This window comes from Escherichia sp. KS167_9B, assembly GCF_030295215.1.
Classification (GTDB): Bacteria; Pseudomonadota; Gammaproteobacteria; order Enterobacterales; family Enterobacteriaceae; genus Escherichia; species Escherichia coli_F.
On sequence record NZ_AP025754.1, the window covers coordinates 2,700,939 to 2,726,551 of the forward strand.

The 25,613-nt window shown below is 52.1% G+C and carries 24 protein-coding genes; 12 read left to right on the forward strand and 12 right to left on the reverse strand.

The window, feature by feature from the left end:
• Complete coding sequence (glpT, locus tag QUE34_RS13450; RefSeq protein WP_000948724.1) at nucleotides 1-1,359, reverse strand: glycerol-3-phosphate transporter; 1,359 nt, start codon at nucleotides 1,357-1,359, stop codon at nucleotides 1-3.
• Nucleotides 1,360-1,632: 273 nt separating this feature from the next.
• On the opposite strand from glpT, the gene glpA reads away from it, so the two are divergent.
• The 4 genes from glpA to QUE34_RS13470 all read left to right on the forward strand — a co-directional run bounded on the left by glpA (nucleotide 1,633) and on the right by QUE34_RS13470 (nucleotide 6,793).
• Nucleotides 1,633-3,261: an anaerobic glycerol-3-phosphate dehydrogenase subunit A gene (glpA, locus tag QUE34_RS13455; RefSeq protein ID WP_105268392.1), complete on the forward strand. Its 1,629-nt coding sequence runs from the start codon at nucleotides 1,633-1,635 to the stop codon at nucleotides 3,259-3,261.
• On the forward strand, nucleotides 3,251-4,510 hold the full coding sequence (glpB, locus tag QUE34_RS13460; RefSeq protein ID WP_032303426.1) for a glycerol-3-phosphate dehydrogenase subunit GlpB: 1,260 nt from the start codon (nucleotides 3,251-3,253) through the stop codon (nucleotides 4,508-4,510). Before glpA ends, glpB begins: the two co-directional genes overlap by 11 nt.
• Nucleotides 4,507-5,697, forward strand: coding sequence for an anaerobic glycerol-3-phosphate dehydrogenase subunit GlpC (gene glpC / locus QUE34_RS13465; RefSeq protein ID WP_032303427.1), 1,191 nt, complete (start codon nucleotides 4,507-4,509; stop codon nucleotides 5,695-5,697). Before glpB ends, glpC begins: the two co-directional genes overlap by 4 nt.
• Before the next feature lie 193 nt (nucleotides 5,698-5,890).
• Entirely contained in the window at nucleotides 5,891-6,793 is a 903-nt protein-coding gene (locus QUE34_RS13470) for an ISNCY family transposase (protein WP_032303428.1), read from the forward strand.
• A 40-nt stretch (nucleotides 6,794-6,833) separates the two neighbouring features.
• Here the strand turns inward: QUE34_RS13470 and yfaU are convergent, their stop codons facing one another.
• The 6 genes from yfaU to QUE34_RS13500 form a co-directional block, all read right to left on the reverse strand.
• Nucleotides 6,834-7,637 carry a 2-keto-3-deoxy-L-rhamnonate aldolase gene (gene yfaU, locus QUE34_RS13475; RefSeq protein ID WP_000992985.1) on the reverse strand — a complete coding sequence of 268 codons (804 nt, stop codon included), beginning with the start codon at nucleotides 7,635-7,637 and terminating at the stop codon, nucleotides 6,834-6,836.
• 16 nt (nucleotides 7,638-7,653) lie between these two features.
• The gene (locus QUE34_RS13480; protein ID WP_103253507.1) at nucleotides 7,654-8,943 is read right to left on the reverse strand and encodes an MFS transporter; all 1,290 of its coding nucleotides are present in this window, start codon (nucleotides 8,941-8,943) and stop codon (nucleotides 7,654-7,656) included.
• Between the two features lie 56 nt (nucleotides 8,944-8,999).
• Entirely contained in the window at nucleotides 9,000-10,205 is a 1,206-nt protein-coding gene (gene rhmD, locus QUE34_RS13485) for an L-rhamnonate dehydratase (RefSeq protein WP_001389850.1), read from the reverse strand.
• Between the two features lie 14 nt (nucleotides 10,206-10,219).
• Nucleotides 10,220-11,002 carry an IclR family transcriptional regulator gene (locus QUE34_RS13490; RefSeq protein ID WP_000894180.1) on the reverse strand — a complete coding sequence of 261 codons (783 nt, stop codon included), beginning with the start codon at nucleotides 11,000-11,002 and terminating at the stop codon, nucleotides 10,220-10,222.
• 219 nt (nucleotides 11,003-11,221) lie between these two features.
• Entirely contained in the window at nucleotides 11,222-12,424 is a 1,203-nt protein-coding gene (locus QUE34_RS13495; RefSeq protein ID WP_105268391.1) for a nicotinamide mononucleotide deamidase-related protein YfaY, read from the reverse strand.
• 99 nt (nucleotides 12,425-12,523) lie between these two features.
• Entirely contained in the window at nucleotides 12,524-13,066 is a 543-nt protein-coding gene (locus QUE34_RS13500; RefSeq protein WP_032303432.1) for a YfaZ family outer membrane protein, read from the reverse strand.
• 278 nt (nucleotides 13,067-13,344) lie between these two features.
• Between QUE34_RS13500 and nudI the strand changes: the two genes are divergently transcribed.
• Nucleotides 13,345-13,770 carry a nucleoside triphosphatase NudI gene (gene nudI, locus QUE34_RS13505; protein ID WP_103253505.1) on the forward strand — a complete coding sequence of 142 codons (426 nt, stop codon included), beginning with the start codon at nucleotides 13,345-13,347 and terminating at the stop codon, nucleotides 13,768-13,770.
• A gap of 38 nt (nucleotides 13,771-13,808) precedes the next feature.
• Here nudI and ais read toward each other — a convergent pair whose 3' ends face one another.
• Complete coding sequence (ais, locus tag QUE34_RS13510) at nucleotides 13,809-14,411, reverse strand: lipopolysaccharide core heptose(II)-phosphate phosphatase Ais (protein WP_001360820.1); 603 nt, start codon at nucleotides 14,409-14,411, stop codon at nucleotides 13,809-13,811.
• A 307-nt stretch (nucleotides 14,412-14,718) separates the two neighbouring features.
• On the opposite strand from ais, the gene arnB reads away from it, so the two are divergent.
• The 7 genes from arnB to arnF are packed head-to-tail and all read left to right on the forward strand — an operon-like array spanning nucleotide 14,719 to nucleotide 22,069.
• Nucleotides 14,719-15,858: a UDP-4-amino-4-deoxy-L-arabinose aminotransferase gene (arnB, locus tag QUE34_RS13515; protein WP_103253504.1), complete on the forward strand. Its 1,140-nt coding sequence runs from the start codon at nucleotides 14,719-14,721 to the stop codon at nucleotides 15,856-15,858.
• A gap of 3 nt (nucleotides 15,859-15,861) precedes the next feature.
• On the forward strand, nucleotides 15,862-16,830 hold the full coding sequence (gene arnC / locus QUE34_RS13520; RefSeq protein WP_000461649.1) for an undecaprenyl-phosphate 4-deoxy-4-formamido-L-arabinose transferase: 969 nt from the start codon (nucleotides 15,862-15,864) through the stop codon (nucleotides 16,828-16,830).
• A complete protein-coding gene (arnA, locus tag QUE34_RS13525; protein WP_103253503.1) occupies nucleotides 16,830-18,812 on the forward strand; it encodes a bifunctional UDP-4-amino-4-deoxy-L-arabinose formyltransferase/UDP-glucuronic acid oxidase ArnA in 1,983 nt (660 codons plus the stop codon). The genes arnC and arnA overlap by 1 nt, the downstream gene beginning before the upstream one ends.
• Complete coding sequence (gene arnD, locus QUE34_RS13530; protein WP_286338838.1) at nucleotides 18,809-19,699, forward strand: 4-deoxy-4-formamido-L-arabinose-phosphoundecaprenol deformylase; 891 nt, start codon at nucleotides 18,809-18,811, stop codon at nucleotides 19,697-19,699. The genes arnA and arnD overlap by 4 nt, the downstream gene beginning before the upstream one ends.
• Entirely contained in the window at nucleotides 19,699-21,351 is a 1,653-nt protein-coding gene (gene arnT / locus QUE34_RS13535; RefSeq protein ID WP_103253501.1) for a lipid IV(A) 4-amino-4-deoxy-L-arabinosyltransferase, read from the forward strand. Before arnD ends, arnT begins: the two co-directional genes overlap by 1 nt.
• On the forward strand, nucleotides 21,348-21,683 hold the full coding sequence (arnE, locus tag QUE34_RS13540; RefSeq protein WP_000638030.1) for a 4-amino-4-deoxy-L-arabinose-phosphoundecaprenol flippase subunit ArnE: 336 nt from the start codon (nucleotides 21,348-21,350) through the stop codon (nucleotides 21,681-21,683). Before arnT ends, arnE begins: the two co-directional genes overlap by 4 nt.
• Nucleotides 21,683-22,069, forward strand: coding sequence for a 4-amino-4-deoxy-L-arabinose-phosphoundecaprenol flippase subunit ArnF (gene arnF / locus QUE34_RS13545; RefSeq protein WP_000523867.1), 387 nt, complete (start codon nucleotides 21,683-21,685; stop codon nucleotides 22,067-22,069). The genes arnE and arnF overlap by 1 nt, the downstream gene beginning before the upstream one ends.
• On the opposite strand, the gene pmrD is transcribed toward arnF, so the two are convergent.
• The 4 genes from pmrD to menB all read right to left on the reverse strand — a co-directional run bounded on the left by pmrD (nucleotide 22,063) and on the right by menB (nucleotide 25,610).
• Nucleotides 22,063-22,329, reverse strand: coding sequence for a signal transduction protein PmrD (gene pmrD / locus QUE34_RS13550; RefSeq protein ID WP_024212043.1), 267 nt, complete (start codon nucleotides 22,327-22,329; stop codon nucleotides 22,063-22,065). The two genes, arnF and pmrD, sit on opposite strands and share 7 nt — an antisense overlap.
• A gap of 109 nt (nucleotides 22,330-22,438) precedes the next feature.
• Nucleotides 22,439-23,794: an o-succinylbenzoate--CoA ligase gene (gene menE, locus QUE34_RS13555; RefSeq protein WP_103253500.1), complete on the reverse strand. Its 1,356-nt coding sequence runs from the start codon at nucleotides 23,792-23,794 to the stop codon at nucleotides 22,439-22,441.
• Nucleotides 23,791-24,753, reverse strand: a complete 963-nt coding sequence (menC, locus tag QUE34_RS13560; RefSeq protein ID WP_103253499.1) for an o-succinylbenzoate synthase — start codon at nucleotides 24,751-24,753, stop codon at nucleotides 23,791-23,793. Before menC ends, menE begins: the two co-directional genes overlap by 4 nt.
• Nucleotides 24,753-25,610, reverse strand: coding sequence for a 1,4-dihydroxy-2-naphthoyl-CoA synthase (gene menB, locus QUE34_RS13565; protein ID WP_000640000.1), 858 nt, complete (start codon nucleotides 25,608-25,610; stop codon nucleotides 24,753-24,755). The genes menC and menB overlap by 1 nt, the downstream gene beginning before the upstream one ends.
• Between the last annotated feature and the right edge of the window lie 3 nt (nucleotides 25,611-25,613).

Genomic DNA, 25,613 nt, shown 5'->3' on the forward strand with positions numbered 1-25,613 from the left:
TTAGCCTCCATTGCGTTTTTGCAGTAATTCCTGATGGCGACGTTTTTCGCCAATCATCACAACTATCAACAGGATAACCGCCAGGATGCTGCCGCCAATCATTACCATAAAACCGCCATCCCAGCCGAAGAAGTCCACGGTGTAACCAACAATCGCGCTCGCCGCCACCGAACCGCCCAGGTAACCAAACAGACCAGTAAAGCCCGCTGCCGTACCTGCCGCTTTTTTCGGTGCCAGTTCCAGCGCATGCAGACCGATCAACATAACAGGACCGTAGATCAGGAAGCCGATAACAATCATACAAATCATATCTACGGTTGGGTTGCCTGCCGGGTTCATCCAGTAAACGATAGTTGCGATGGTCACCAGTGTCATAAAGAAGACTCCGGTGGCCCCACGGTTACCGCGGAAGACTTTGTCCGACATCCAGCCGCACAGCAGGGTGCCCGGAATGCCCGCATACTCATAGAAGAAGTAGGCCCAGGAGGATTTATCCAGCGCGAAATGCTTAACTTCTTTCAGGTAGGTCGGTGACCAGTCGAGGATGCCGTAACGCAGCAGATAAACGAACACGTTGGCGATGGCGATGTACCACAGCAGTTTGTTCGGCAGCACGTACTGCATGAAAATTTGCTTCGCGGTCAGCTCCTGCTCCGCTTTTTCGTTATAGTCGTCCGGATAATCGTTTTTGTACTCTTCGATCGGCGGCAAGCCACAGGATTGTGGGGTATCGCGCATCATCGCAAAGGCGAATAGTGCCACCAGAATGGCGCAGAAAGCGGGCATATAGAGGGCCGCGTGCCAGTCATTGAACCAGGCCATCCCCAGCAGGAACAGCAGCGGCGGAATACCACCACCGACGTTGTGCGCACAGTTCCACACCGACACAATGCCGCCACGTTCTTTCTGCGACCACCAGTGCACCATAGTACGACCACACGGCGGCCACCCCATCCCCTGGAACCAGCCGCAGAGGAACAACAGTACAAACATTACCGCAATGCTCGATGTCGCCCATGGCACAAAGCCCATAAACAGCATCACTGCCGCCGCCAGAATCAAACCTGCGGGGAGGAAAACGCGCGGATTCGAGCGATCCGACACCGAACCCATGATGAATTTCGAAAATCCATAGGCGATCGAGATCCCAGAAAGCGCGAAACCTAAATCACCGCGTGAGAATCCCTGCTCCACCAGGTAAGGCATCGCGAGAGCAAAGTTCTTACGAACCAAATAGTAAGCAGCATAGCCAAAGAATATCCCCAGGAAAATTTGCCAGCGCAATCGACGATAAGTCGGATCGATCTCCGCGGCAGGTAAGCGCGCTTTGTGTGGCGCCGGTTTAAAAATACTCAACATTGAAAGCCTCCGTGGCCCGTGGTCTTATTTATGATTAACAGCCTGATTCAGTGGGAGAACCTGCCGTTTCTTGAGTTGCCGCGATGTTAAGAAAACATTCAGAAATTAAATGTGAATTGCCGCACACATTATTAAATAACATTTACAGAATGTTCAAAATAACGCATGAAATCACGTTTCACTTTCGATTTATGAGCGAATATGCGCGAAATCAAACAATTCATGTTTTTACTATGGCTAAATGGTAAAAAAACGAACTTCAGAGGGATAACAATGAAAACTCGCGACTCGCAATCAAGTGACGTGATTATCATTGGCGGCGGCGCAACGGGAGTCGGGATTGCCCGCGACTGTGCCCTGCGCGGGCTGCGCGTGATTTTGGTTGAGCGCCACGACATCGCAACGGGAGCCACCGGGCGTAACCACGGTCTGCTGCACAGCGGCGCACGCTATGCGGTTACCGATGCGGAATCGGCCCGCGAATGTATTAGTGAAAACCAGTTTTTAAAACGCATTGCGCGTCACTGTGTCGAACCAACCAACGGCCTGTTTATCACCCTGCCGGAAGATGATCTCTCCTTCCAGGCGACTTTTATTCGTGCTTGCGAAGAGGCTGGAATCAGTGCTGAAGCCATTGATCCGCAGCAAGCACGCATTATCGAACCTTCCGTTAACCCGGCACTGATTGGCGCGGTAAAAGTTCCGGATGGCACTGTTGACCCATTTCGCCTGACCGCAGCGAACATGCTCGATGCGAAAGAACACGGTGCCATTATCCTCACCGCGCACGAAGTGACAGGTCTGATTCGTGAAGGCGCGACGGTGTGTGGCGTTCGTGTACGTAACCATCTCACTGGCGAAATTCAGGCACTTCATGCGCCTGTAGTGGTGAACGCCGCCGGGATCTGGGGGCAACATATTGCCGAATATGCCGATCTGCGCATTCGTATGTTCCCGGCCAAAGGATCACTGCTGATCATGGATCATCGCATTAACCAGCATGTGATCAACCGTTGCCGTAAACCTTCCGACGCCGATATCCTGGTGCCAGGCGATACCATTTCGCTGATTGGCACCACCTCTTTACGTATTGATTACAACGAGATTGACGATAATCGAGTGACGGCAGAAGAAGTGGATATTCTGCTGCGTGAAGGGGAAAAACTGGCCCCCGTGATGGCGAAAACGCGTATTTTACGGGCCTACTCTGGCGTGCGTCCGCTGGTTGCCAGCGATGATGACCCGAGCGGGCGTAACGTCAGTCGCGGTATCGTGCTGCTCGATCATGCTGAACGCGATGGTCTGGACGGATTTATCACCATCACCGGTGGCAAACTGATGACCTATCGGCTGATGGCGGAATGGGCTACCGACGCGGTATGTCGCAAGCTGGGCAATACGCGCCCCTGTACGACCGCCGATCTGGCACTTCCAGGTTCACAGGAACCCGCTGAAGTTACCTTGCGTAAAGTCATCTCCCTGCCTGCCCCGCTGCGCGGTTCTGCGGTTTATCGTCATGGCGATCGCACGCCTGCCTGGCTTAGCGAAGGCCGTCTGCACCGCAGCCTGGTATGTGAGTGCGAAGCGGTAACTGCGGGTGAAGTGCAGTACGCAGTAGAAAATTTAAACGTTAACAGCCTGTTGGATTTACGTCGTCGCACCCGTGTGGGGATGGGAACCTGCCAGGGCGAGCTCTGCGCCTGCCGCGCTGCCGGACTGCTACAGCGTTTTAACGTCACGACGTCCGCGCAATCTATCGAGCAACTTTCCACCTTCCTTAACGAACGCTGGAAAGGCGTGCAACCCATCGCCTGGGGAGATGCATTGCGCGAAAGCGAGTTTACCCGTTGGGTTTATCAGGGACTTTGTGGTCTGGAGAAGGAGCAGAAAGATGCGCTTTGATACTGTCATTATGGGCGGCGGGCTCGCCGGATTACTCTGCGGCCTGCAACTGCAAAAACACGGACTGCGCTGTGCCATTGTTACGCGTGGTCAAAGCGCGCTGCATTTTTCATCCGGATCGCTGGATTTGCTGAGCAATCTGCCTGACGGTCAGCCGGTGACAGACATTCGCAGTGGACTGGAATCTTTGTGTCATCAGGCACCTGCCCATCCATACTCTCTTCTCGGGCCACAACGCGTGCTCGATCTCGCTTGTCAGGCACAGACATTAATCGCTGAAAGCGGTGCGCAATTACAGGGCAGCGTAGAGCTGGCTCACCAGCGAGTTACGCCGCTCGGTACTCTGCGCTCTACCTGGCTAAGTTCGCCAGAAGTCCCCGTCTGGCCGCTGCCCGCGAAGAAAATTTGTGTAGTGGGAATTAGCGGCCTGATGGATTTTCAGGCGCATCTTGCGGCGGCTTCATTGCGCGAACTGGATCTTAATGTTGAAACCGCAGAAATAGAGCTGCCAGAACTGGATATCCTGCGCAATAACGCCACCGAGTTCCGCGCAGTGAATATCGCCCGTTTCCTTGATAACGAAGAAAACTGGCCGCTGTTAATTGATGCGCTTATTCCTGTCGCCAATACCAGCGAAATGATCCTGATGCCCGCCTGCTTCGGCCTGGCTGATGACAAACTCTGGCGGTGGCTGAACGAGCACTTGCCCTGTTCATTAATGTTACTGCCGACATTACCACCTTCAGTGCTGGGCATTCGTCTGCAAAACCAGTTACAGCGCCAGTTTGTGCGCCAGGGGGGCGTGTGGATGCCGGGCGATGAAGTGAAAAAAGTGACCTGTAAAAATGGCGTGGTGAATGAAATCTGGACCCGCAATCACGCCGATATCCCGCTGCGTCCACGCTTTGCCGTGCTCGCCAGCGGCAGTTTCTTTAGTGGCGGACTGGTAGCGGAACGTGAAGGCATTCGTGAACCAATTATTGGTCTTGATGTGCTACAAACCTCTACGCGGGGTGAATGGTATAAGGGAGATTTTTTTGCGCCGCAGCCGTGGCAGCAGTTCGGTGTCACCACTGATGAGGCGCTGCGCCCGTCGCAGGCGGGGAAAACCATTGAGAACCTATTTGCCATCGGTTCGGTGCTGGGCGGATTTGATCCCATTGCCCAGGGATGCGGCGGCGGTGTTTGTGCCGTCAGTGCTTTACATGCCGCTCAACAAATTGCCCAACGCGCAGGAGGCCAACAATGAACGACACCAGCTTCGAAAACTGCATTAAGTGCACCGTCTGCACCACCGCCTGCCCGGTGAGCCGGGTGAATCCCAGCTATCCGGGGCCAAAACAAGCCGGGCCGGATGGCGAGCGTCTGCGTTTAAAAGATGGTGCACTGTATGACGAGGCACTGAAATATTGTATTAACTGCAAACGTTGCGAAGTCGCCTGCCCGTCCGATGTGAAGATTGGCGATATCATCCAGCGCGCGCGGGCGAAATATGACACCACGCGCCCGTCGCTGCGCAATTTTGTGTTGAGTCATACCGACCTGATGGGTAGCGTTTCCACGCCGTTTGCTCCAATCGTCAACACCGCTACCTCGCTGAAACCAGTACGGCAGTTGCTTGATGCGGCGTTAAAAATCGATCATCGCCGCACGCTACCGAAATACTCCTTCGGTACGTTTCGTCGCTGGTATCGCAGCGTGGCGGCTCAGCAAGCGCAATATAAAGACCAGGTGGCTTTCTTTCACGGCTGCTTCGTTAACTACAACCATCCGCAGTTAGGTAAAGATTTAATTAAAGTGCTCAACGCGATGGACACCGGCGTACAACTGCTGAGCAAAGAAAAATGCTGCGGCGTGCCGCTCATCGCCAACGGTTTTACCGATAAAGCACGTAAACAAGCAATCACGAATGTAGAGTCGATCCGCGAAGCGGTAGGGGTAAAAGGCATTCCGGTGATTGCCACCTCCTCAACCTGTACATTTGCCCTGCGTGACGAATACCCGGAAGTGCTGAATGTCGACAACAAAGGCTTGCGCGATCATATCGAACTGGCGACCCGCTGGCTGTGGCGCAAGCTGGACGAAGGCAAAACGTTACCGCTGAAATCGCTGCCGCTGAAAGTGGTTTATCACACACCATGCCATATGGAAAAAATGGGCTGGACGCTCTACACCCTGGAGCTGTTGCGTAAAATCCCGGGGCTTGAGTTAACGGTGCTGGATTCCCAGTGCTGCGGTATTGCCGGAACTTACGGTTTCAAAAAAGAGAACTACCCCACCTCACAAGCCATCGGCGCACCACTGTTCCGCCAGATAGAAGAGAGCGGCGCAGATCTGGTGGTCACCGACTGCGAAACCTGCAAATGGCAGATTGAAATGTCTACAAGCCTTCGCTGCGAGCACCCGATTACGCTGCTGGCCCAGGCGCTGTCTTAATCTTCCTTGTGATGCCCGGTAAGCGCATTGCTTATCGGGCATTTCTGCGTACGTGATTCCGCATCCAGTGTATGCGTTGCATCGCTTTGAAAATTCTTCTGAAAACGTCTCGCAAAGGCAGAAACTGGCAGATGTCATTGTTCTGAGATCCCCGTAATGTCGCGTCATCATAAATATCAGGTGACGGACAACCATGACCGAATCAACAACCTCCTCCCCGCATGATGCGGTGTTTAAAACCTTTATGTTCTCGCCCGAAACCGCGCGGGATTTTCTCGAAATACATCTACCGGAGCCACTGCGTAAACTTTGCAACCTGCAAACCTTACGCCTGGAACCCACCAGCTTTATTGAAAAAAGTTTACGCGCTTACTACTCGGATGTTTTGTGGTCGGTGGAAACCAGCGATGGTGACGGCTATATCTACTGCGTGATTGAACATCAAAGTTCCGCAGAAAAGAATATGGCTTTTCGGCTAATGCGCTATGCCACCGCCGCCATGCAGCGTCACCTGGACAAAGGCTATGACAGAGTCCCGCTGGTGGTGCCGTTGCTGTTTTATCACGGCGAAACCTCGCCCTACCCATACTCACTTAACTGGCTGGATGAGTTTGATGATCCGCAACTTGCCCGGCAGTTGTACACCGAAGCTTTTCCGTTGGTGGATATCACCATCGTACCTGACGATGAGATCATGCAACATCGGCGTATAGCTCTGCTTGAACTGATTCAAAAGCATATTCGCGACCGCGATTTAATCGGTATGGTCGACAGGATCACCACGCTTTTGGTTAGAGGCTTCACTAATGACAGCCAGCTACAAACGCTGTTTAATTATCTGCTGCAATGCGGCGATACCTCCCGTTTCACCCGCTTTATTGAGGAGATTGCCGAACGTTCACCACTACAAAAGGAGAGATTGATGACTATTGCTGAACGGCTACGGCAGGAAGGGCATCAAATTGGCTGGCAGGAAGGCATGCATGAACAAGCCATTAAAATTGCCTTGCGCATGCTGGAACAGGGCATTGATCGTGACCTGGTGCTCGCTGCCACCCAGCTAAGCGAAGCCGATCTGGCAGCGAATAACCACTAATTAACACAGGCCCACAGCCGATCCCCGTGGGCCTTTGATATCAATAACTACCTTTTATGCGTGGCTCATTTTTGCCTGATTTAAACATCGCCAGTCGTTGATCCAGGGCATCGCTGTAGAGCATCGTGTCAACGCCAACAGCGACAAAGTTCGCTCCCCATGCCAGGCATTGCTGCGCCATATCAGGAGCCACAGCCAGAAAACCAGCCGCTTTACCCGCAGCACGGATCCGCCGAATACTGGTTTCAATAATTCGCTGCACTTCCGGGTGCCCGGCGTTATCCGGGTAACCCAACGAGGCAGAAAGATCCGCAGGTCCAATAAACACGCCGTCAATCCCTTCGACGTCGAGGATTTCGTCCAGGTTATCCAGTGCTGTTTTACTTTCCACCTGCACCAACAGACAAAGCGAATCGTTGACTTGCGCCATGTAATTCTCAATGCGTCCCCAGCGCGCAGCCCGTGCCACACTGGCCCCGACACCACGCTCACCGTAGGGAGGATAGCGCGTGGCAGACACCACCTGACGTGCCTGATCGGCAGTATCGACCATCGGGATCAGTAGAGTTTGCGCGCCAATATCCAGGACTTGTTTAATCAGTGACTTACTGGCTTCCACCGGACGGATCACGGGTTGGCTGGCATAGGGCGCTACCGCCTGTAGCTGGTGATAAAGATCCTGAATGGTGTTTGGCGCGTGCTCCCCGTCAATCAGCAACCAGTCATAACCGGAGGTGGCGGCAATTTCTGCCATATAAGAAGTAGTCGAGCTTAACCACAGACCAATTTGCACTTCGCCCTTGCGTAAACGTTCTTTAAAGGGATTGGTTAATAATGCGTTCATGGTGTTCCTTAACCTATTAATGATGTGCCACGTCGGTCTGCGCAACAGTGCGATTTACACGCAGAGTGAAAATAATCAGCGAACCGATGACCGCCACCGCTGCCAGCGTCAGTAATCCAGCCGCATCGCTGGCAAACAACGTTTCTGCTTTCACGCGCAGGATCGGGGCAATAAACCCGCCCACTGCACCAAACAGGTTTACAAAACCAATCCCCGCCGCCAGCGCCGTACCGGAAAGCAGTTGTGTCGGCATCGTCCAGAACACCGGCTGCACGGCAATAAACCCGATGGCTGCAACACACAGCGCTACGATCGCCAGTACTGGAGAAAGCAGCCCGGAGAGACCAATACCAATGCCCGCCGCCAGTAATGTCAGCGCCGCGACATTACGCCGTTCGCCGGTTTTATCGGAATAGCGCGGAATAAGCCAGGTCCCAAACAAGGCCGCGACCCACGGAATGGCGGTGACCACCGACGCCGTAAAGCCCACTTTTGTCCCCAACAATGCAGCAACCTGCGTCGGCAGGAAGAAAATTAATCCGTAAACCGCCACCTGAATGGTCAGGTAGATAATCGCCAGTTGCCAGACTCGCCCATTACGCAGCGCATCGCTCAGTCGAGAAGTCACTTTCTGTTGTTCTTCACTTTCCAGTTGGTTGATAAGCAACGTTTTTTCATCTTTACTCAGAAAACGAGCCTGCTCCGGCGTGTCATCAAGCCAAAAGAATGTGAATACACCAGCGCCGACTGCCAGCAATCCTTCAATCACAAACATCCAGAACCAGCCGGGATGCCCCATAAATCCATGCATCTCCAGCAGCGCGCCGGAAAGCGGTGATCCCAGTGTTAACGCCAACGGTGCGCCCATATAGAACAGCCCCATAATGCTGGCGCGATTACGCTGCGGAAACCATTGCGAGGTGAGATAAATCATACCAGGGAAGAACCCGGCCTCCGCAGCACCAAGCAGAGTGCGAACGATCAGAAATTTCGCTTCAGTATCGGCCCATGCCATGGCTGCCGAAAGAAATCCCCACAGCAGTGTTGTCGTACCAATCCAGGTTCTTGCCCCCAGTTTGCGCATCAAAAGATTCGCCGGAACACCCAGAAACGCATATACCACAAAAAAAATGCCTGCTCCCAGCGCATAAGCTTCATTACTCAGCCCGGTATCAATCTGGTAGGTCTGTTTGGCAAAACCGATATTCGAACGGTCGAGAAACGCCAGCACATACAGCGCCAACATAAACGGAATTAAACGCGCACGGTTTTTCTTCACCACGGCGTCAAGCAAAGCGGTGCTCATAAAAAGCTCCTTAAAATATGTGGGCGTTACCGTTGTCACAGCAACGCCCGGAATGATTAGTGGCTGTAGGGGCGTTTCAAATTGCAGTCACGATTGAGCTCGACGCCGAAACCGGGTTTATCAAGCACTGATTTATGAATACGACCATTCACTGGCACTGGCTCATTAAGCAGAATCGGATCAAATTGCGGACGCATCGTTGAACAATCCGGGCTGGTCATCAGGAATTCGCTGAATGGCGTATTGGTGAAGGTGATCACCGCATGGTGAGAGTAAACAGACGAACCGTGCGGCACCACCAGTTGCCCTCTGGATTTGGCGATTGCGGCAATTTCCACCAGCGTGGTTAAGCCACCGCACCAGCCAACATCCGGCTGCATAATGTCGATACCGGTTTCTGAAAGCGTACGGAAAGATTGCAGTGTGCCGTGATGCTCACCGCTGGTGACCATCATTCCGACTGGCGCGTTGCGTTTCAGTTCACGATAACCTTCATACTGCTGTGGCGGCAGGCACTCTTCGATCCATTTCAGGTTATAGGGCGCGCAAGCGTGGGCCAGTTTGGTGGCATAGTTCACGTCCTGACTCATCCAGCAGTCGAGCATTAACCAGAAATCCTCACCGCATTTTTCACGCATATCCGCGACCATAGCGGCATCTTTGCGGATCCCCGCATCGCCATCATGTGGCCCCCAGTGCGTCGGCATTTTGCCACCGATAAAGCCCATCTCTTTTGCCAGATCCGGACGCGCACCTGTGGCGTAGAACTGAATCTCATCACGAACTGCGCCGCCTAAAAGTTTATAAACCGGAAGCCCGACCACTTTGCCGAACAGATCCCACAGAGCCAGATCGACACAGGAAATCGTATTCATCACCAGGCCACCAGAGCCGGAGTAATACAGGGTGGCATTGAGCATTTGATCGTGGATCAGTTTGATATCACTGACACATTTACCCTCAATGAAACGGTTAAGGTGTTTTTCGACAATAAAACAGCCCATTTCACCGGCTGTCGAAACGGCGAATCCGGTCTGGCCGTTTTCTGCTTCGACTTCAACAATCAACGTGCCAAGAACGTTAATGCCAAATGACTGGCGTGACTGCTCGTAATCGCGGTATTTACTCATCGGGGTGGCAATATGATCGTCAATCCAGTGATTCGCCCCCTGGTCGTGATAATCACCGCCGCCAGCGCCTTTTTCTGCTGTCGCACCGCCAGTAAACCAGGCGCGAACCTGTTTGATTTTTGGTAGGGTCATGCTGTTCTCCATTGTTATGAGGCCTGTAAGTCAAAGGGACTTTTCCATCCCAACAGACGTGAAATATCCCTGGCGCAGGCAATGGCCTTGCCCGCCAGATAATCACGGTATTCTTCATTGATTTGTAAGCGGGTACCGACCACCGAGATCGCAGCGGTAAGCTCGTTATTGGCGTTAAACACCGGCGCAGCAACACAACGGACATCGGCGTAATCTTCGCCATTGTCATAGCTCCAGCCCTGACGGCGAATACGCGCCAGTTCTTCGTGAAGTTGCTGTGGATGAGTAATCGTTGTGGGTGTCACCTGCTCCCAGACCAGCCCTTCGATAATACTTTGCTGTACAGATGCAGGTTGCCAGGCTAGCAGGCATTTACCTATTCCGGAGCGATAAAGCGAAAGGCTTTTTCCTTCATGGGAACGCACGCTGATAGTGGCTGATGACTCCACTTTCAAAATGTAATAAGCGCTGCCGTTATCAATAATCCCCAGGTGACATAACAGCCCGGTGGTATCCATCAGTTGCGTCAAACGCGGTCGAGCCAGTTCCCGGAGATCCATCTTGCTTAACGCATGACCGGAAAGCTCCACCAGCTTGGTCCACAAACAAAAATTTTCCTGGTGATCAAGGCTAAGAAAACGCTGACGCCTGAGTTCATTAAGCAGCAAATAGGCCGTGCTTTTAGGGATCCCCAATGTGTCAATGATCGTCGCAGCACTACAGGGGCCAATGCGGGCAATCAAATTGAGAATATCAATAGCCCGTGTCAGGGCGGGAACTTTGCTTGATTCCAACATACTGGACTCCAGTCTTAGATACTGGAATCAGTCTCGTTGCTCAGGGGGAGTAAAATTGTGAAGCGCATCAAATCCCGCACCTCGTCCAGCGGACTGGAGAAATTACGCACAAATTTGTGAATCAGCGCACGGATTTTTTCTTATTGAGTACAACAGGTTGGACAAATTTTGCCGGAGGGGGAATGTGCCGGTGCAGTAAACCGGCACGGAGTGGCGGAATCAGACAGATAAAGCCATGGACTCAACAACCTCAATCCAGCCATGCTCACTGGCGATGTCCTGACCGTTTAACCAACGGCGCAGCATATTCAGTGCCATCATTGCGCACACTTCCTGACGGATAGCCAGGCTGTAGCGCGTAGTGCTGAAACGCACACGCAGAGCGAAAGTGCCGTCTGGCGAGGCTAGCGCAAAGTTGAGATGTTCGTTCTCGAAACCAGAAACAGCCAGTGCCAGCCCGGCAAAATGGTTGGCACGCCGTTCTGTAATCCAGTGCGCAGTTTGCGCCAGGGTTTCTTCCTGTGAAGGAACTACTTCACACGCCAGCAATGGAGCACCTGCGCGAGAAAGTTGCAAAGCCAATAAACCACCGGTGAATTGCTCGCTCAACGTCAGGCTGAACTGGCGGCTCTGCAATTCGCGACTGATCTGCGCGGGCAGTCCTTCGGTACCTTCGAAAATCACGCTCTGTCCGGCAACACGTTTAACGTCCAGCCACAGTTTTTCCATCGCCTGTTGCTCGCTTGCCGGTCCGGTCAGCTTAAGTTCAATTATCGGCATGGAAGAGCGATAGCCCATTGTTACGCCCGGCGGTAGTTGCAGGGAGTCCAGGCTTTGCGCCAGATCGCTTTCCGAACGACCAAAGGTAGTCAAACGCAGACAAACCGGCGGCTGCGGTAAAGAAAAACGCTCGCGCAGGCGCGGCAGGATTTCGTGCTCGACCATCACCTTAAATTCTGACGGTACGCCGGGGGTAAAGAACATCAGGCAACGATTAAGCTGCACGGCAAAACCACAGGCGGTGCCTACTGGGTTATTGATAAATTCTGCACTGGCAGGTAGCTCCGCTTGTTTACGGTTGCTCGGTGCCATCACCCGTCCACGTTCGCGAAAATAACGTTCCATCTCTTTGAGCCAGGCCTCATGCAGCACCAGGCCTTCTCCTTTTGCAGTCGCAGCGGCGAGTGCGCTTAAATCATCACTGGTCGGCCCCAGCCCGCCGTTCACAATCAGCACATCGGCGTGCTGACTACGTTCACGAAGAATGGTCACTAAGTCATCGAGGTTATCCCCCACCGTATTACGGCGAGATAATGGCAACCCCTGATGAAAGAAAAAATCGGCCAGCCAGGCAGCGTTAGTGTCAACGATTTGCCCGTGTAACACTTCATCCCCGGTGGATAACATTTCCACTGTTAACATGGTTATCTCCTGCTTTTGTTATCGAATCACTATAACGCAAAGGGAGATAAGGCGTAGTAAGAAACTGAATGGCGCGACAGAATGCCGCGCCGGAAGGCATCAGAAACTGGCGTTAACCCCAACATATGGACCGTCAGCCACGGCGTTGTCGCGGTTACCATCTTTACCCGACAGATTCAGATAGCGATAACCCGCCTCAATACTGACTGGACGCATAATGGTGTAACGCGCACCAGCATTCGCTTCCTCATAACTTTGAATACCGCTGGAGAGCGAATCTGGAGAGTAGTAATACTCGCCAAACAAACGGAAGCTGTTGCCAATTTTCCACTGCAAACCACCACCAACAGCAGCGGCATAGCCTTCATCACCATCATTCGGATTGGTATAAATACCTTTACCGCCAACGGTCGCCATTAACGGACCAAGAGGCAGATTCAACCCCAGCCCCACACCCGCGACGTCACCGTCGTCGTCGTTATGTGTCCAGTTACCGCTTAACGCCAGGCCCGTCGATTCCGTACCAAAACCGACACCAATATTGGTGTATTCTTTACCCGCCTGACCGCTGATACTCATTGCATTGACCGATGCAGAAACCAACAGCATTCCGGCCAGACCTGCTAGCGCAATTTTTTTCATTTTCCCCTCTCCCACAAGCAATAAATCAAAATTCCCAAAGCTGCGGGATTGTACTGCCTGGCACAGAGGATTCAATGAGCGAAAAAAGGGATCTAGTCACTTATTGTAACTAAATACTTCTTAAATAATTAAACGCCGAAAAAATAAACACACTTTACCGATACACACAAAAATAATAATAAGTACAGTTATCATCGCAAAAGAGATTACTGTCACTTTCACATATTTCTGAGTTGCCGTATTCTCATGGTTTCTTTTTATTTATAAGGAATACTCCTGTGCGACAACGGACTATTGTATGCCCTTTGATTGAAAATGATGGTGCTTATTTGCTGTGTAAAATGGCCGACGATCGCGGCGTTTTCCCCGGTCAATGGGCGCTTTCGGGTGGCGGCGTGGAGCCTGGTGAACGAATTGAAGAGGCACTACGCCGCGAAATTCGCGAAGAACTGGGAGAACAGCTGATTTTGACAGAAATCACGCCGTGGACCTTCAGCGATGATATTCGCACCAAGACGTATGCAGATGGCCGCAAGGAAGAGATTTATATGATTTACCTGATTTTTGACTGCGTTTCTGCCAACCGAGAAGTGAAAATAAACGAAGAGTTTCAGGACTACGCGTGGGTAAAACCTGAAGATCTGGTGCATTATGATTTGAATGTCGCCACCCGAAAAACGTTACGTTTGAAAGGTCTTCTGTAACAGTGATGGCAGCCATTACTGGCTGTCAGATTGAAAATTTAGTGGTTAACGAATTCCCCATCCAGATAAACTTTGCCTTTTTCTACATGCATGACTAAACCATCCAGATAATCAGGTTTAAATGTCGCATCACGCTTATCTTTAGCAATATATGTCAGGCAATGATTATGGGTAAAAATAACGATATTTTTATCAGGTGCTTTGCTTTGTAAGTCCTTAATTGCACTATAAATCTCATTACCGCATTGAAGAAGTCGTTTATCTACCGTCAGCTTTTTCCCCGCTGAAAACCAGGTCGCCGACTGAATGGTCCGGACGGTATTACTGGAATAAAGATCGAAATCAGGGATGTCAGCGCTAAAAGCGTTGCCCAGTTCACGGGCATCCTGGGTACCTTTGACCGTAATACCTGTTTTATCTGACAAGCATTGATTGGTTGAACGATCGCAACGTTCAGCATGGCGAAACAAAACGACAACCGTGTGCTGCTGTGCCAGTCTGGCCAGTGTTTTATTGTCGATACGTGGCAAACCATTACTACTCCAGGCGGCATGAGTACCCAGTCCGGCAATTGCAGCGAGCACCAGTAAAATGATGAAATATTTTTTTGACTTCAACGAAGAGCGGCAAAAAGCTAACACGTAAACTCCACCTATAGACAAGTGCAACCAGACAATTACCGTGAAATTGAGCGACATTTCTGGCGATAATTAGCAGTTGGTGTAATATTAAAAATCCTACGATGCCGGCAAAATGCCTCAAAATTTTGCCAAATGCAAAGCCTAAATAAGAAAAAATATAAAAATTTCAATATTTACGTCTAATATTAATTTCTTAAGGTTAAGTTAATATTCTATCCTTAGAATTTCGCTCCAAATGGCAAAATATACACAACACTCTTTATAGCAAATATAAGTGGACAGGTATTCAATGGCGGAAGGAAAAGCAATGTCAGAATTTTTGCCTTTTTCGCGACCAGCAATGGGCGTGGAGGAACTCGCAGCAGTTAAAGAGGTTCTCGAATCCGGTTGGATCACAACCGGTCCGAAGAATCAGGCGATTGAACAAGCCTTTTGCCAGTTGACGGGAAATCAGCATGCCATCGCGGTCAGTTCAGCCACCGCCGGAATGCATATCACGCTAATGGCGTTGGAAATTGGCAAGGGCGATGAAGTGATTACGCCTTCCCTGACCTGGGTTTCAACCCTCAATATGATCTCCTTGTTGGGTGCAACGCCGGTAATGGTGGATGTCGACCGCGATACGCTGATGGTCACGCCTGAAACGATCGAAGCAGTCATTACGCCACGCACTAAAGCCATCATTCCGGTGCATTATGCCGGTGCGCCAGCAGATATTGACGCCATTCGCGCCATTGGCGAACGTTACGGCATCGCAGTTATCGAAGATGCTGCCCATGCCGTCGGTACGTATTACAAAGGCCGACATATTGGCGCAAAAGGTACCGCTATTTTTTCGTTTCACGCCATCAAAAATATTACCTGTGCGGAAGGTGGGTTGATTGTTACCGATGATGAAAACCTCGCCTGCCAGCTACGGATGCTGAAATTTCACGGTCTGGGTGTCGATGCATATGACAGACAAACCTGGGGCCGTGCACCGCAAGCTGAAGTCTTAACGCCGGGCTATAAGTATAATCTGACCGATATTAACGCCGCGATTGCCCTGACCCAGTTAGCCAAATTAGAGCACCTCAACACCCGTCGGCGCGAAATTGCTCTGCAATATCAGCAAGCTCTGGCAGCTCTCCCCTTTGAGCCATTAAGCCTTCCCGCCTGGCCGCACGTTCACGCCTGGCATCTGTTTATTATTCGTGTCGATGAACAACGTTGTGGTATCGGTCGCGATGCGTTGATGGAAGCGTTAAAAGAAAGAGGCATTGGTACCGGGTTACATTTCCGCGCCGCTCACACGCAAAAATATTATCGCGAGCGTTTTCCCACGCTGTCGTTACCGAATACCGAATGGAATAGCGAACGCATCTGTTCGTTGCCGCTGTTCCCGGATATGACCACCGCCGATGCCGACCGCGTCATCACAGCCCTTCAGCAACTCGCAGGACAATAAGCCATGTTTGAAATCCACCCTGTTAAGAAAGTCTCGGTGGTTATTCCCGTTTATAACGAGCAGGAAAGCTTACCGGAATTGATCAGGCGCACCACCACAGCCTGTGAATCACTGGGGAAAGAGTATGAGATCCTGCTGATTGATGACGGCAGTAGCGATAATTCCGCGCATATGCTGGTCGAAGCTTCGCTAGTGGAGGGCAGCCATATTGTGTCTATTTTGCTTAACCGCAATTACGGACAACATTCAGCGATTATGGCGGGTTTCAGTCACGTTACCGGCGACTTAATTATTACCCTCGATGCCGATCTCCAGAATCCTCCAGAGGAGATCCCCCGCCTGGTGGCAAAAGCCGATGAAGGTTACGACGTAGTAGGAACTGTACGCCAGAACCGCCAGGACAGCTGGTTTCGTAAAACCGCTTCGAAGATGATCAACCGACTTATTCAGCGCACCACCGGCAAAGCAATGGGTGACTACGGTTGTATGCTGCGCGCCTATCGCCGTCATATTGTCGATGCGATGTTGCACTGCCATGAACGCAGTACCTTTATCCCGATTCTGGCGAATATCTTCGCCCGCCGCGCCATTGAAATTCCAGTGCATCATGCCGAGCGTGAGTTTGGTGAATCCAAATACAGCTTTATGCGCCTGATTAATTTGATGTACGACCTGGTGACCTGCCTTACCACTACGCCGCTACGTATGCTGAGTCTGCTTGGCAGCATTATTGCGATTGGAGGTTTTAGCATTGCGGTGCTGCTGGTGATTTTACGCCTGACCTTCGGACCACAATGGGCGGCAGAAGGCGTCTTTATGCTATTTGCCGTGCTGTTTACTTTTATTGGCGCTCAGTTTATCGGCATGGGATTGCTCGGTGAATATATCGGCAGGATCTACACCGATGTCCGCGCCCGCCCCCGCTATTTTGTTCAGCAAGTTATCCGTCCATCCAGCAAGGAAAATGAATAATGAAAACCGTCGTTTTTGCCTACCACGATATGGGATGCCTCGGTATTGAAGCCCTGCTGGATGCCGGTTACGAAATTAGCGCTATTTTTACTCATACTGATAATCCCGGTGAAAAAGCCTTTTATGGTTCGGTAGCTCGTCTGGCGGCGGAAAGAGGCATTCCGGTTTATGCGCCAGATAACGTTAATCATCCGCTGTGGGTGGAACGCATTGCCCAACTATCACCTGATGTGATTTTTTCTTTTTATTATCGCCATCTTATTTGCGACGAAATTTTGCAGCTCGCTCCCGCAGGTGCATTTAATCTGCATGGTTCGCTGTTACCAAAATATCGTGGTCGCGCGCCGCTGAACTGGGTGCTGGTGAACGGTGAAACGGAAACTGGCGTGACATTGCACCGAATGGTGAAACGTGCCGATGCTGGGCCCATTGTGGCCCAATTGCGCATTGCCATTGCGCCAGACGATATCGCCATTACGCTTCATCACAAGTTATGCCATGCCGCGCGCCAGCTACTGGAGCAGACATTACCTGCCATTAAACACGGTAATATTCTGGAAATCGCCCAGCGCGAAAACGAAGCCACCTGTTTTGGTCGCAGAACGCCAGAAGACAGCTTCCTCGAGTGGCATAAACCGGCAGCAGTATTGCATCACATGGTGCGTGCCGTCGCCGATCCGTGGCCGGGTGCCTTCAGCTATGTTGGTAATCAAAAATTTACCGTCTGGTCGTCACGCGTGCATTCTCATGCGCCCGCAGCACAACCGGGGTGCGTGATTTCTGTTGCGCCACTGCTGATTGCCTGTGGCGATGGCGCGCTGGAAATCGTCACCGGACAGGCGGGAGACGGCATTACTATGCAAGGCTCGCAGTTAGCGCAGTCGCTGGGTCTAGTGCAAGGTTCACGCTTGAATAGCCAGCCTGCCTGCACCGCCCGACGCCGTACTCGGGTACTCATCCTCGGGGTGAATGGCTTTATTGGCAACCATCTGACAGAACGCCTGCTGCGCGAAGATCATTATGAAGTTTACGGTCTGGATATTGGCAGCGATGCGATAAGCCGTTTTATGAATCATCCGCATTTTCACTTTGTCGAAGGCGATATCAGTATCCATTCCGAATGGATTGAATATCACGTCAAAAAATGTGATGTCGTCTTGCCTTTGGTGGCGATAGCCACGCCGATTGAATATACCCGCAACCCGCTGCGCGTCTTTGAACTCGATTTTGAAGAGAATCTACGCATTATCCGTTACTGCGTGAAGTACCGTAAGCGAATCATCTTCCCGTCGACTTCAGAAGTTTATGGGATGTGCAGCGATAAATACTTCGATGAAGACCATTCTAATTTAATCGTCGGCCCGGTGAATAAACCACGCTGGATTTATTCGGTGTCAAAACAATTACTTGATCGGGTGATCTGGGCCTATGGCGAAAAAGAGGGTTTACAGTTCACCCTCTTCCGCCCGTTTAACTGGATGGGACCACGACTGGATAACCTTAATGCAGCGCGAATTGGCAGCTCCCGCGCGATTACGCAACTCATTCTCAATCTGGTAGAAGGTTCACCAATTAAGCTAATTGATGGCGGAAAACAAAAACGCTGCTTTACTGATATCCGGGATGGTATCGAGGCGTTGTACCGCATTATCGAAAATGCGGGAAATCGCTGTGACGGCGAAATTATCAACATTGGCAATCCTGAGAACGAAGCGAGCATTGAGGAACTGGGCGAGATGCTGCTGGCGAGCTTCGAAAAACATCCGCTGCGCCATCACTTCCCACCGTTTGCGGGCTTTCGTGTTGTCGAAAGTAGCAGCTACTACGGCAAAGGATATCAGGACGTAGAGCATCGTAAACCGAGCATCCGCAATGCCCGCCGCTGCCTGGACTGGGAACCCCAATTTGATATGCAGGAAACCATCGACGAAACGCTGGATTTCTTCTTGCGCACCGTCGAGCTTACGGATAAACCATCATGACAAAAGTAGGCTTACGCATTGATGTCGATACCTTTCGTGGCACCCGTGAAGGCGTGCCGCGTCTGCTGGACATCTTGAGTAAGCATAATATTCAGGCCAGCATTTTTTTCAGCGTCGGCCCGGACAATATGGGCCGCCATCTCTGGCGACTGGTGAAGCCACAGTTTTTGTGGAAGATGCTGCGCTCAAACGCAGCATCGCTTTATGGCTGGGATATTTTGCTGGCGGGTACGGCATGGCCAGGAAAAGAGATTGGTCATGCCAATGCCGATATCATTCGAGAAGCGGCTAAACACCACGAAGTCGGCCTACACGCCTGGGATCATCACGCCTGGCAAGCCCATAGCGGTAACTGGGATCGGCAAACGATGGCCGACGATATTGCACGCGGCCTTCGCACCCTGGAAGAAATTATCGGCCAACCGGTAACCTGCTCCGCAGCCGCTGGCTGGCGTGCCGACCAGCAGGTGATCGAAGCAAAAGAAGCGTTCCATTTGCGCTACAACAGCGATTGTCGTGGGGCGATGCCGTTTCGTCCATTGCTCGAATCAGGAAAACCCGGTACTGCGCAAATTCCGGTGACCTTACCCACCTGGGATGAAGTGATTGGTCGGGATGTGAAAGCAGAAGATTTTAACGGTTGGCTACTCAACCGCATCCTGCGAGATAAAGGCACGCCGGTTTATACCATTCATGCAGAAGTTGAAGGCTGCGCTTATCAGCATAATTTTGTGGATCTCCTGAAACGCGCAACCCAGGAAGGCGTGACATTTTGCCCTTTAAGCGAACTGTTATCAGGGACGTTGCCGCTCGGACAAGTTGTTCGCGGAAATATTGCCGGACGTGAAGGCTGGCTGGGTTGCCAACAAATTGCGGGTAGTCGCTGATGAAATCGGTACGTTACCTTATCGGCCTCTTCGCGTTTATTGCCTGCTATTACCTGTTACCGATCAGCACGCGTCTGCTCTGGCAACCAGATGAAACGCGTTATGCGGAAATCAGTCGGGAAATGCTGGCATCCGGCGACTGGATTGTGCCCCATATGTTAGGGCTACGTTATTTCGAAAAACCCATTGCCGGATACTGGATTAACAGTATTGGGCAATGGCTATTTGGCGCAAATAACTTTGGTGTGCGGGCAGGCGTTATCTTTGCGACCCTGTTAACTGCCGCGCTGGTGACCTGGTTTACTCTGCGCTTATGGCGCGATAAACGTCTGGCTCTACTCGCCGCAGTGATTTATCTCTCACTGTTTATTGTCTATGCCATTGGCACTTATGCCGTGCTCGATCCGTTTATTGCATTCTGGCTGTTGGCGGGAATGTGCAGCTTCTGGCTGGCAATGCAGGCACAGACGTGGAAAGGCAAAAGCGCGGGATTTTTACTGCTGGGAATCACCTGCGGCATGGGGGTGATGACCAAAGGTTTTCTCGCCCTTGCCGTGCCGGTATTAAGCGTGCTGCCATGGGTTGCAACGCAAAAACGCTGGAAAGATCTCTTTATTTACGGCTGGCTGGCGGTTATCAGTTGCGTACTGACGGTTCTCCCCTGGGGACTGGCGATAGCGCAGCGGGAGCCTGACTTCTGGCACTATTTTTTCTGGGTTGAGCATATTCAACGCTTTGCAATGGATGATGCTCAGCATAGAGCTCCGTTCTGGTACTACTTGCCGGTCATCATTGCCGGTAGCCTGCCGTGGCTGGGATTACTCCCCGGAGTACTGTACACAGGCTGGAAAAACCGCAAGCATTCCGCAACCGTCTATTTATTGAGCTGGGCGGTAATGCCGCTGCTGTTTTTCTCCGTCGCCAAAGGCAAATTGCCCACCTATATTCTTTCCTGCTTTGCACCTCTGGCAATGCTGATGGCGCATTACGCTTTGCTGGCAGCAAAAAATAATCCTCTGGCGTTGCGGATTAATGGCTGGATTAACATCGCTTTTGGCGTCACTGGCATTATTGCTACGTTTGTGGTCTCCCCCTGGGGACCTATGAGCACGCCGGTGTGGCAAACCTTCGAGAGCTATAAAGTCTTCTGTGCATGGTCGATTTTTTCGCTATGGGCATTTTTCGGCTGGTACACCTTAACAAACGTCGAAAAGACCTGGTCTTTTGCCGCGCTTTGCCCGCTGGGGCTGGCGTTGCTGGTAGGATTTTCAATTCCTGACAGAGTCATGGAAGGAAAACATCCGCAATTTTTTGTCGAGATGACACAAGAATCACTGCAGCCAAGCCGCTATATTCTTACCGATAGCGTCGGCGTTGCTGCTGGTCTGGCATGGAGCCTGAGACGTGATGACATCATCATGTATCGCCAGACAGGGGAATTGAAATACGGCCTAAATTATCCGGATGCGAAAGGGAGATTTGTCAGCGGTGATGAGTTCGCAAACTGGCTTAATCAACATCGTCAGGAGGGGGTTATTACACTCGTGCTTTCGGTTGACCGCGATGAAGATATCAACAGTCTCGCCATTCCGCCCGCAGATGCCATCGATCGTCAGGAGCGTCTGGTGCTGATTCAGTATCGGCCCAAATGATCTGGCTAACATTAGTCTTTGCCAGCTTGCTTAGCGTTGCCGGGCAGTTGTGTCAGAAACAAGCAACCTGCTTTGTGGCGATAAACAAACGGCGCAAACATATCGTGCTGTGGCTGGGACTGGCGCTGGCTTGTCTTGGCCTTGCCATGGTGCTCTGGCTGCTGGTCTTGCAGAACGTACCGGTAGGCATTGCCTACCCGATGTTAAGTCTGAATTTTGTCTGGGTGACGCTGGCTGCAGTAAAACTGTGGCACGAGCCGGTATCACTGCGTCACTGGTGTGGGGTGGCGTTCATTATTGGCGGCATTGTGATCCTCGGGAGTACGGTGTAATGGGCCTGATGTGGGGATTATTCAGCGTCATTATTGCCTCAGCTGCGCAATTAAGCCTGGGTTATGCGGCGAGTCATCTGCCGCCGATGACGCACTTATGGGATTTTATCGCGGCGCTGTTAGCTTTTGGCCTGGATGCCCGGATACTGTTACTCGGGCTGCTGGGTTATCTGCTTTCCGTTTTTTGTTGGTATAAAACGCTACATAAACTTGCGTTAAGCAAAGCCTATGCCTTGCTCAGTATGAGCTATGTGCTGGTATGGATTGCATCAATGATACTTCCCGGCTGGGAAGGAACTTTTTCGCTGAAGGCACTACTGGGAGTTGCTTGTATTATGAGCGGGTTGATGTTGATTTTCCTGCCCACGACAAAACAACGTTACTGAGTGTTCCCTGCCGCTTTACACTGCCGTTCCCACTCATCGGGGCTGTAACTGCTTGCCGAGAGGACCTTCACCGTGTGCAGCTTTTCACGATTAATACAGTAAAGCGCATTCTGCAAAGGGGAGAGTAAATCGCCCACTTTCACGGCGAAGTCACTCTTCACTTCGGCGATCATTTTTATCGCGCCGCCAGCATCGCAGAGCATAAGTACATGTCTGTTATCTTGTTTATCGCAGCACGATTTTTTGACCAGCCATTCCATTGCATTATCCTGTTTGCTAAGAGTTTTCACATCAATTTACAGATTAACAGATAAACTCTTTATCAACGGCAATGGAATGGCAGAAATGAGAAGTGCAACGGATGGTTAATTATTGCTGGCGTTGCACCCACTCTTTTAGCGCCTGACGTGAAATTTTAATACCACCGTTTTTCAGTTCAGGTGGAAGCGTCAGCCAACGCACCGGTTGCTGAAAACGGGCCAGCTTATCTTTCACCCATTCGCCAAGATCAACGGTTTGCTGGTCATACTCCACCACCGCTACCGGTCGATGACCAAACTCCTTGTCAGCAACGGGAACGATAAACACCTGCAAAACCGCAGGATGTGCAGCAATAACGCGCTCGACTTCTTCTGGCTGAATGCCTTCGCCACCACTGAAGAACAGATTGTCTAAACGTCCGACAATGGTCAGCTTGCCATTATGCATCTCACCGCGATCGCGCGTAGCGTACCAGCCTTCGTCATTCACCAGCGCCACCAGTTGCCCGTTACGCCAGTAACCTTCAGCCGTGCTGGCAGCCCGCAACCACACTTCGTCGTTTACGATTTTCACTTCCCGACCCGGCAGCGGCGAACCGACATCTGCCAGACCGTCGGCTTCTTTCGCACACACCGTGGAGGCAAACTCGGTCAGACCATAGCCGCAAAAGCAACGAATCCCCTGCTCGCGCGCCTGTTCCGTCAACTCGACCGGGATAGCCGCGCCGCCAAGTAACACCGCTTTCAGGGAAACGGAACTGCGGTTAACCAGCAAACGCCAGAGCTGTGTTGGCACCAGTGAAGCGTGCGTACAGCCTGCCAGCATTTGCTCCAATGGCTGTTTATCACGCACCGTCATCCGCGCACCAGCGTATAACCAGCGCCACAGAATTCCCTGACCGGAGACGTGAAACAGCGGTAAAGAGAGCAACCAGTCATCGTGATCGCCAAACGGAATCAGCGATAACACCCCTTCGGCGCTGGCAAGATGGGCCTGATAAGTATGAACAGCGGCTTTCGGCAACCCGGTGGAGCCAGAAGTTAACGTCATTGAGCACAGACGCGTCGGCTGCCACGCAGCGGCATGTACGCCTTCAACCTGCTGAATATGCAGCGACGTTAACGCCGAAAATGTGTTTTCCCCTTCCGGCACCAGTGCAAATTGCAGCGTCAGATTGGGCAACAACTCCTCAAGCAACGGTTGCGGCAACTGTGGATTCACGGGCAGCACCCGCGCTCCGCATTGCAGTAGCGCCAGCCAGGAGAGCAGCGTTTGCGGCGTATTCCACGCCCGCAACATCACGCCGCTGCCCTCAACCACGCCCTGCGCCGCAAAGCCTGAGGCTAATTCATCGACGCGAGCACAAAGCTCGCGCCAGTTGAGTTGCTCATCATTGAGACGTAAGGCGATGGCTTCTCCCCTCACTTGCCGCCAGTGACGCCACGGCCAGTCAGAGAAGATCATAACAACCGCTCCAGTGCATCAACGTCGACAAAAGGCAGCGTGCTACCCGGCCAGCGACGAACCTGCTGCGCCTGCATCAGATCCAGCGTGTCCAGCCCCGGGATAGTGTCTGGCGTTAACCAGGCGGCAATCCGCGCCAGTTGCGTTAAGCCTAAGCTCGACTCAATAGATGAACTGATCACCGCCGTCAGCCCCAGCGCGTGCGCCGCCTGCACCTGCTCGCGCACTTTCTCCAGGCTGCCCGTGAGCGTGGGTTTGATCACCACCGCTCGCACGCCTTCTTCCGCCACAAAGGCAAAATCCGGCTCACGCAGGCTTTCATCCCAGGCAATGGCAATACCCGTTTCACGGGCAAAGGCGCGGGAATCCTCGCGGGTTTTGCACGGTTCTTCGAGAAACGCGATGCGGCCGCGATAATCCGGGTTAACGTATTTGGCAAACTGCTGGCCTTTCAGCGGCGTCCAGGCACGATTCGCATCAAGACGCAAATGCAGATCCGGAATGGCCTCCAGCAACAGATTAACCACCATGCCGTCGCGCACCGCTTCATATAATCCCACTTTGACCTTCGCCACTTTCTCACCTGGCATATCGGCAAGTTTGAGGATCAGATCGTCAGGATCACCATTACACAACGGTGCAGCACGGAAATTTGCCGCCTGTGGTAACGTGTCTGCCAGCTCAGCCAATGCACAGCTTACGCCAAAGGCGACGGAAGGCATTTGCGGTAATTCGCAATCGCCAGCCAGCCAGTTATTTACCCAGGTAAGCAGCACACTTTGCGCCTCTTCCCAGGTTTCCTGACTGAAGCCCGGCAGTGGGGAGATCTCCCCCCACCCTTCGCGCTCGCCCTCGCGCAGGCAAACGTATAGCCCGTCGCGGGTTTTTAACCGCCTGTCGCGCAGAACCACCCCCGCGTCCATGGGGATCTGCCAGCGGTATACCTGCGCGCTACGCATTACGGATTCCGTTTAAATTTGCTGAAGTCAGGCTGACGTTTCTGGTTGAAGGCGTTGCGACCTTCCTGACCTTCTTCTGTCATGTAGAACAGCATGGTGGCGTTGCCTGCCAGCTCCTGCAGACCCGCCTGACCGTCACAGTCAGCGTTCAGCGCAGCTTTCAGGCAACGCAGCGCCATCGGGCTGTTTTGCAGCATTTCGCGGCACCAACGCACGGTTTCTTTTTCCAGATCTGCCAGCGGCACCACGGTGTTCACAAGGCCCATATCCAGCGCTTGTTTCGCGTCGTACTGACGGCACAGGAACCAGATTTCACGCGCTTTTTTCTGCCCAACAATGCGCGCCATATAGGAAGCGCCCCAGCCGCCATCGAAGGAACCGACTTTCGGGCCAGTCTGACCGAAGATGGCGTTTTCCGCCGCGATGGTCAGGTCGCACATCATGTGCAGAACGTGACCGCCGCCGATGGAGTAACCCGCTACCATCGCGACAACCGGTTTCGGACAGGTACGGATCTGACGCTGGAAGTCCAGCACATTCAGATGATGTACGCCGGAATCATCTTTATAGCCGCCGTAATCGCCACGCACTTTCTGGTCGCCACCAGAGCAGAACGCTTTATCGCCTGCACCAGTCAGAATAATTACGCCGATGTTATCGTCATAACGCGCATCTGCCAGTGCCTGGATCATCTCTTTTACCGTCAGAGGACGAAAGGCATTGCGCACCTGCGGACGATTAATGGTGATTTTTGCGATACCGTCGGTGGATTTTTCATAACGAATGTCCTCGAAACCTTCGGAGCAGTCGTGCCATTCAACCGGTGCGTAAAGCATTGCTTCATCAGGATAAATCATATT